An 8,138-nucleotide genomic window follows, 5' to 3' on the forward strand; every position below is an offset into this window, starting at 1 on the left:
AACCATGGTTTTAAGGCACGAAAAAAGCACCCATTCATATGGAGTGCTTGTCCGGTTTTATTTAGATTGCTGCTTGTTCATGGCTGCCATCATTTGGTTGATCTTCTTCTGCGACGGTTTCATGCCCATTTGCATCATCATCATTTTTAACATTTGTTCATTGATTGGCGGATTTTTCTTAATTCCCAAGGGTTTGAACCACTTTGAAAAGAAAAATTCAACCAGTATTTTAACCAATTTTCAAGTCACATTTCTGATAAGAAAAGTAAACCATAAAAAACGCATGTTTGTCAATGAAAACTAACTAGATTGAGAGGATACTGGTTAATCCTTCTATTATTATATAGATCCGAATACTGGTTGAATCTGAAGACAAAAAAATAGTCACCCAACTTAGGTAACTATTTATTCTGCATTTAATTTATTGTACGATTCTATGAATCTTTCTAGAGCCAGTTGTGGGTTATGTTCTCTATAATCTACTACGATATATTTATATCCTAGAGATTCGGCAAATTCTTGTTTGCGTTTATCGTTTGATTGTTCACGTGTTAGGTTGCTATTACTGAAAAACTCAATCTCTTTGTAATGTTGTAATCCATGCACCTCGACAATGATATTCTCAAATGGCAAACAAAAATCATATTTCCTAGTATCATTGGGAAATTTATATTGAGCAAAACAAACAATACCTTTTGACTCCAACCATTCCCGAATTATTTTTTCACCCTTGCTTTCAGAACAGTTCGGGCATCTAATTCCTCTCATAAAATCCGGTGGTATTACACTATATAAATGTCCTTTATCACATTGGAGTTCTACTTTTATTAAGGATTTTATATATTTTCCAATGACTTTATAACCTTCCGATTCAACCTCATTATAGAAGTTCTTTTCCGCCTCTATTGGGCAGTTACCCGAACATTTGGAGCATCGCCATCCCGATTTGAAATTTGATGGTGTAACACTGTAAACATGATTTTTAGTACATTGGATTTCTATTTTTTTATGAGAGCCTTTATAATCTCCGATTACTTTATAACCTTCCGATTCAACGGAGTTATAGAAATCCTCTTTTGCCTTTTCTGGGTTTCTGATTGAGCATTTCGGACATCTGTTGCCTGTGTGTATAAAATCATTAGGTTTCACACTGTAAACATGGTTCTTGTCACATTGTAATTCAATATTTGTTTTAGAATTTTCATATTCACCGATCACCTTATAACCTATTGATTTAACCACATTGTAGAAATTTACTTTTGCTTGTTCGGTAGAATTTCCAGCACATTTTTGACATCTGTAACCGTTTGTTATGTTATTGGGTGATGTATTATAAACATGACCTTTATCACATCGGATGACTAATTTGGTCATATTGTTTACAAATTCCCCAACAACATCGTAATTAACCTCAATGATTGCATCCACGAATCTATCCAAACCGTTTCTTACCTTATCAAAATATTCTCCGTTCTTCTTATACAACCTCACACTATCAGCCAATTTAATTCCCCTATACATTCTACCTTCTTGTTGTTGCTGTTCCATTATGAGTCACCTCATGTTGTTATTTAGTGCTATATTAGATTGTTCAAATACCTCTATTATACTACTGAATAAGCATGGAGACGAAGTGTGAATGTTGTGTGAAAGTGTCAATCACATTCTGAAGACACGGATATAGTCATTCAGAGAGTTACATTTAAATGCCTTCCTAGAGTTGGTGGTGTATAATATCTTCTTATTCTATTCTTCTTAACTCTTCCAAGTAAAGGTATATTTTTATACTTTTCCTAGGCATGGGTTTGTGGTGTAGCTACCCAAATCGACCTGTCAATTTTTTACCCGTCTAAAACTAAAGTATCCCCTCTACTTGAGGATATGCAGTGCTTCTTGCTCGTTTTTTCTGTGGGTTAATGCTCTTTTAGTGATTACCCTCTTTGAGCTACTTCTTTGTAAATGTTCGTCTTAAGCAATTCGAGAACGTGTGTTACTTGTGCTTAACTTTCCTTCCCTTGATTGATAAAACTCTGCTTTTATTAATTTAATATTATTGTTCTAAATCAGCCAGCACTATTTTTTATAAAAAACTTTCCAATTAGGAACTACTTAAAATTCCACAAAAAAATCCTACTTCCAATAAAGGGGATAGGATTAATTCTGAGGAAAAATACTAATCGTTTATGAAATATGTCACCCATGTCTGGAATGCTGTCTTAGTTTTCTTCTGGTTTATAGCAACAACTGCTTCTGTAGTTAAGAAGGGGACAGAGTGTATGGTAAAAATACTACGTGTCTTATATTGTTGCAATAGAATAGACTACTTCTTAGGTTATTTCTAACAATTTTAATACAGAGCAGTTATCGTTAAATGTAAAGATGTTTCACGGTTATTAAAAATGTTTTTTTTACTTATTACTGCTTATTCTCTAAGAACTCAATTTCATTCAACTCGCTAATAATTTTAATAAAGAATCCCAAATGAAATGAGTACTATCCTAGATGATCACTAGGAGTTATTATTTTGCTCTGATACATGTTCCTATTTCATATTAAGCACGTCATTACTGAATATAGTTTTCCATTGCCCCCCTTATGAGGGGAATTCAAAACAAATATAACTTTTATTAAAAATTTGGTATTACGTACATTAACATATATTTTATGGATTTTTAGAGAATCTCCAACTTATACATTATTAATAAATCCTATTTCATATCCTTCTCTTTCATTTGTACTGAATCTTTTGACTACGTACTTTTGGTATTTCTCTTCTAATTCTTCAGGAAAATCATTTTCTACTACGATTATTTGATGTTCTTTATTGTTTTTCAAAAACCCTTCGGACATATCAATCAATAGCTTAATAAGATTAACATATTTTGTAGGATCTTCCATATCTTCTTTTAGATCTTCATCATTACCAGTTAACAATAGCTTCAGCCTATCTTTCTTTGTTTTTCCTAAATACTTGCCTATAGTGTCGATCATTATAAATGAAGGATAGTTTGTATTTGTATAAATACTATTCTTTAATAAGCTAACTATATATCCTACTGAAACGAGCGTTCTTAACCCTCCGGAAGTTAGATCCGTATAATCCCGTTCTCTCACAATCGGCAAAAAGGTTTTGTTACTTAATCTAATTCCAAAAGGATTTTTAATTGGTATAGCTTCTAAAAACTCTTTTAAATATGATCCTATATCATCAAGAATTTTATCTATTGAGGGGGCAGAATTTTTAATAAATTCTAATTTAATGCCTAGCTCAGATAAATGGTCGGATATTGTGATTATATTATTTTCAATTTCATTAAGTTGATTTCTAATCTTTAAAAAGTAATCCAATTTATTGAATTTTTCACTTAAAGATGACTTTTCAGCTATTAACATATCCCTTTGAGATAGGTACGGAGAAATAAAGTTGGAAGATGATGTGTCTAATACTTCTCTTGCTCTATTCAAGTCTTCTGATTTTATTTTAATTTTACTTTCCAGAACAAATAATTCATCTCTTTCTTCCTCTATTAAAAGCTTAATATCTTTTAATCTATTTTTTATGCTGTTTATCTCTTTTTTTAATATCTCCTCATTATTATTATTAAAAAATCGAGTAGATTCTTCTATGTTCAAATTACTATCACACAAAGGACACATAACGCTAGCTGCAGTTATTTTTGGAAGTTTGTCCTTTACACTTAGAGATACCTGTAATTTACCTAAGTCACTACTGTAGTCTTTTTTCAAACGTAAATTTTGTTCTAAAAACATTTCCTTTTGCAATTTCTTTTTATTTAAATTTGATATATCATCATCTAATTCTGTTACTATTTCACGTAACTCTTCTATCTCAGTAGAATCGGATTTCATTAAATCGGTTAGCCTATTTATCTCTTTATTAATTAGGGAATATCTTCTTTCTACTTCTGATTTTTGTTCCATTAGAGATTCATGAGTAGATAGTTTAGTCTCCAACAGAAACGATGAAATAACTCCATAATTATTTGAGAGCTTTGCTTTTTCTTTGTTTTTTTCACCAATTAAATTTTGCAATTCTGTAATTTGGGTGTCTAAAGCATTATGTAAAAACTTAAAAGTTTCTTTGTTTTTCGCAACCAATGCATAGTTTTTTCTATCTAATATTTCTTTACTCCCTACTTCATCTTGGTTGAAGTAGCAATATTTAAAAATATCTCTAAAGCTTAAACGTACCATATCCGAATTTTCTTTTGACGGAGATTTCTTCACTTTTACTAAAGGGATATTTAAATTAGATAGAAGAAAATCAGAAAAGTAGCCAGCAGGTCCTTCTTTTGCAGTATATTTTGGTGCATACTCAAGAGGGAAAATAGACTCCATATTTTCAATTGTCGTAGAATAAACTTCAATATTCTCATCAGTTTTGAATATATCCCTTTTGAAAGTATATATTGTTCCATTCAACTCTACTTCTAATAATCCATATTTCCCATTTTGTTCTATCTCATCATACATATTAACCTTACTTCCACCTAGTAAGTAATCAATAAGATTTAATATACTCGATTTTCCAGTGTCCATATCTCCATGAATAATATTTAAACCACTATGAAAATTAACATTATAAGATTTTTCTCTACCAACTAAGACCAATTTGTTTATTAATAATTTTGGTGAGCTAACCATTTTTACCCCCCTTTATTATAGGTTTTATTATTTTTTTTAATTCGTTTGTCGTTGTTGAACGTAAAGGATACATAGCCTTACAAATTTCAACCATTCTTTTTATATGATCTGCTTCAGTATTTTTTAAAAACTCAATTCCCTCTTTAGTTATAAGAAAAAATATAATATCTTTTACTACATTTACTTCAACTAATTTATGTTTAATCAAAGTTTTCAAAAGTACTTTAGTTGATGTAAAATCGTATAACGACATTTCATTTGGATAAAGGGCTTCTATTGAACCGACTTCTTCATCATATAAAACAAATTTCTCATTACCTTTACTAGATATTACTTTTAAAACGTCCTTTAAAATGTTGGGATGCCTCACCAAAAATTCAAACATTACAATTTTTTCAATTGTTAAGATTGGATTTCCTTTACTTGTAAAAGAAAGGTTATCTAGTATAATAAGTAATCTTATAAGTCGGAAGTGTAAATCTGCTTCAGGAATGACAAATGATAATTTATTCTCCATATTTATCTCTTGCCCTCCTAAAGTCTTCTATATTTTTTATAGAATGATTCTGTTCCCACCATATATCCTTATCTAGGTTATTAGCTAATTGATGTAACATACCAGTTTTTTTTATAGCATCAAGAAAAGGGATAGTTGTTTTTAAATAATTCATATCCTTTTCAATAATTTGTTCATAAATTTTATTTACCAACTGATTACTATTTTTTATTTCTCCCTCAACTAATTTATTAAAAAAGATTCCATATAAATGTTCTATTTTTGTGTATAATTCTCTTAAATCTTCAAGATTATAACCTTTACTTATTAATGCCTTTTTCATATATTCAGCATTAAAAAATGTTTCTTTAGCACTTTTGATAGTTCTATTGTGAACATCCGCAATTAAAAGTTTTAAAACAAAGACCTCATCGTCCAACTTTCCATCATCTTCGAATGATTTAGAACTCATTTTTTTTTTAAAGTTCAAATCGGTAATAAACTCAATAAGGTTTTTTTTAACTCCTTGATAAACTAAACTGTCTTTTGTTGGTTTAGATATTGAAAGATGATCTTCGTCACATGGAATTTTAAATTGTTTTTCAACCTGATAGGATATAGCACTTTCTTCTTTTACAATATCATCAAAATTACCATAATAATAAATGGTTTTTGGCTTTTCCACTTTTATTTGAATCCATTCATCATTAAGTATCTTTAATAATTCACTTAATGGCTTTAAATCGATTATTTGCGGATTTTTTTTAAATAATGCTTTTCCAATATGCGCCCAATTTGAGCCATTATGTGGAACAGCTAAAGATATAAAAAGTTTTACCTTCGTATTAGAGTATTCCTTTAATTCGTTCAAAATATATGCTTTTGACACTAGGCCACCCATGCTATGGGCAACGATTATTATATTTTTATAATCAGAGCAATATATATCTATTGCTGCTTTAAAAAATTCACCAAGCTTATTAATTCCTATATTTTTCTTTGCCTTTATTGATTGACCAAACAGATTTCCTACAAAACTAGTTGAAAGTCTAGTCTTCCTCAAATCTACCAGCTTTGTAAAATAATCAAAATAGGCAATATCAAAATTTTTACATATTTCGTTTTCCTCTTTTAACATTTCCGGAAATGATTTTCCATCTGAATTTGTCCAGGTACTTTTATCACCTGTAAAACCATGAACAAATATGATTAAATTTTCTTTATCTTTTTCAGTAATAAAGCTTATAGGATTCATTCTCCATTTCCCCCCATAAAAAAGGAATAATTGCCCTTTATTTCCTTTTTGAAATATATCATAGCTTCATTCATTTATCCTAATCAATTTAATATGTATTTTTTACTACTAAACATATGTTTACTGAATAGTTTTATGTACAACATTAGTTGATATCCTCAACGTTTATTACCTCATTTAGGATGCAATATTCAATGAATCACCAAGTAGCACTCTGTGAGTTTGAATATTTACATTTGTTGTATTTTTGAACTTTCGGTCTTCAATGAAATCTTGAAACGCAAATTTTAATAACACTGAATAGACACCCATTAACCAGCTGGTTCTGCAATGCCTGACATGGGCGGTTTGGACGACATGCTGTAATTTAACCTCAAATCCTAAGTAATAAGGATTGTTCGACTGAGAAGCTGTCCGTATCATAAATAGTTTGTAAATAGAAGGCTACTTCCTAAAAAGGAGGTAGTTTTTTATCACCGTTTCCCCTAAAATTGTATGTATACATTGTACTACAAATATACAAAAATTGGTGTATATTCGGAAGGAAGCTATTCTCTTATCATGATAATTTTAACTCAATTGGAAGTTATTTCGGTAATAAATAAAATCGATATTTTATTAATTGGTAATAGATTGAATAAATCGTAAAATCTTGTTGATACCAACTTGGAAACTTGTCCCTAAATAAAAACCATATTTTGACATTACAATAGTTATCATATAATTTTTAAAATATGAAGATAATTTATACAAATATTACATTAATATCGTTTTTCCGCTTTGCAAACAAAAAAAACGTAACAAAATCTATATATGTTACGTTTTTGATTTCAAGATACTGTACTTCCTTATGCACTTTTTATTTCATTGATATTGAGTGTTTTGAACCAACCTTTCTGATAATCAAAAAATACGTAATTCAAAGCATTGCTATCTTGATTACTTATATAAACAATTCCTGCTAAACCCTTACTTTTTGCACATTGAGCAATAAAGTTTGGTACTAAATATTCTAACCCAGACGAGGTATCAGCACTAAAGCTACAGTATTGAACTAAAGGAGAATTTACATCTGTTAAATCAATCATTTTAATACTTTCTGTTAATTCCCATTGAATAACATCAACAGTAATATCTAAATCTTTAGTACACTCTTTAACTGCAACATCTATATTATCGCAAGTATATAATTCTCCTTGTCCCACGACATTGAATCTTCCATGGCTTGACATACCAAATGGAGCAGAAAACATCTCATCTGGACTATATAGGATTCCTCTTTTCTTTGGATTTCTAGGTCTGGCTCTGTATAATATCCTATTTTTCACATTAATTACAGAAATTTTTTCCAATTCACTTGATATTCTTTTTCCTACTTCATGTTCCAAACCCAACATAGGATACCTAGATAGATGCAAATAAAACGATATTACCTCTTCTTTTGTAATGTTCCTTAATAGATCACCTGCTCCTATTGTACTTACTAATGATTTAACGGGAATCTCTTCACTTGTATCTTTTTTGATAAGGACAGTATTTACCTTATTTTCCTTGATATCACATTCTAACTTATAATCAGAAGGAGATAGACCAGAAAAGATGTTATTAACATCACCTTTATTAATCTTTTTGTATGGATAAACATTTTCAATCGTTTCTTTAGGTACAACTAAGTTTTTAAATCTATCAAGTGGTGAAGTCCCCTTTAGCTTTACTGTATTT

At 29.9% G+C, this 8,138-nt stretch carries 6 protein-coding genes; all 6 read right to left on the reverse strand.

Annotation, left to right across the window (positions count from 1 at the left end):
- Nucleotides 1-57 precede the first annotated feature (57 nt).
- Nucleotides 58-237: a YneF family protein gene (locus BSO02S_RS08295; protein ID WP_066065218.1), complete on the reverse strand. Its 180-nt coding sequence runs from the start codon at nucleotides 235-237 to the stop codon at nucleotides 58-60.
- A 168-nt stretch (nucleotides 238-405) separates the two neighbouring features.
- Nucleotides 406-1,548, reverse strand: a complete 1,143-nt coding sequence (locus tag BSO02S_RS08300) for a putative endonuclease domain-containing protein (protein WP_066065221.1) — start codon at nucleotides 1,546-1,548, stop codon at nucleotides 406-408.
- A 1,140-nt stretch (nucleotides 1,549-2,688) separates the two neighbouring features.
- Entirely contained in the window at nucleotides 2,689-4,665 is a 1,977-nt protein-coding gene (locus BSO02S_RS08305) for a hypothetical protein (protein WP_066065224.1), read from the reverse strand.
- A complete protein-coding gene (locus tag BSO02S_RS08310; protein WP_066065227.1) occupies nucleotides 4,658-5,182 on the reverse strand; it encodes an ABC-three component system middle component 4 in 525 nt (174 codons plus the stop codon). Before BSO02S_RS08310 ends, BSO02S_RS08305 begins: the two co-directional genes overlap by 8 nt.
- Nucleotides 5,172-6,416, reverse strand: a complete 1,245-nt coding sequence (locus BSO02S_RS08315) for an ABC-three component system protein (protein WP_066065230.1) — start codon at nucleotides 6,414-6,416, stop codon at nucleotides 5,172-5,174. The genes BSO02S_RS08310 and BSO02S_RS08315 overlap by 11 nt, the downstream gene beginning before the upstream one ends.
- An 848-nt stretch (nucleotides 6,417-7,264) precedes the next feature.
- Nucleotides 7,265-8,138, reverse strand: an 874-nt coding sequence (locus tag BSO02S_RS08320) for an RES family NAD+ phosphorylase (protein ID WP_084374945.1), incomplete at its 5' end; no start/stop codon positions are given.

Source organism: Neobacillus soli NBRC 102451 (assembly GCF_001591665.1).
In the GTDB taxonomy this organism is placed as follows: Bacteria; Bacillota; Bacilli; order Bacillales; family Cytobacillaceae; genus Neobacillus; species Neobacillus soli.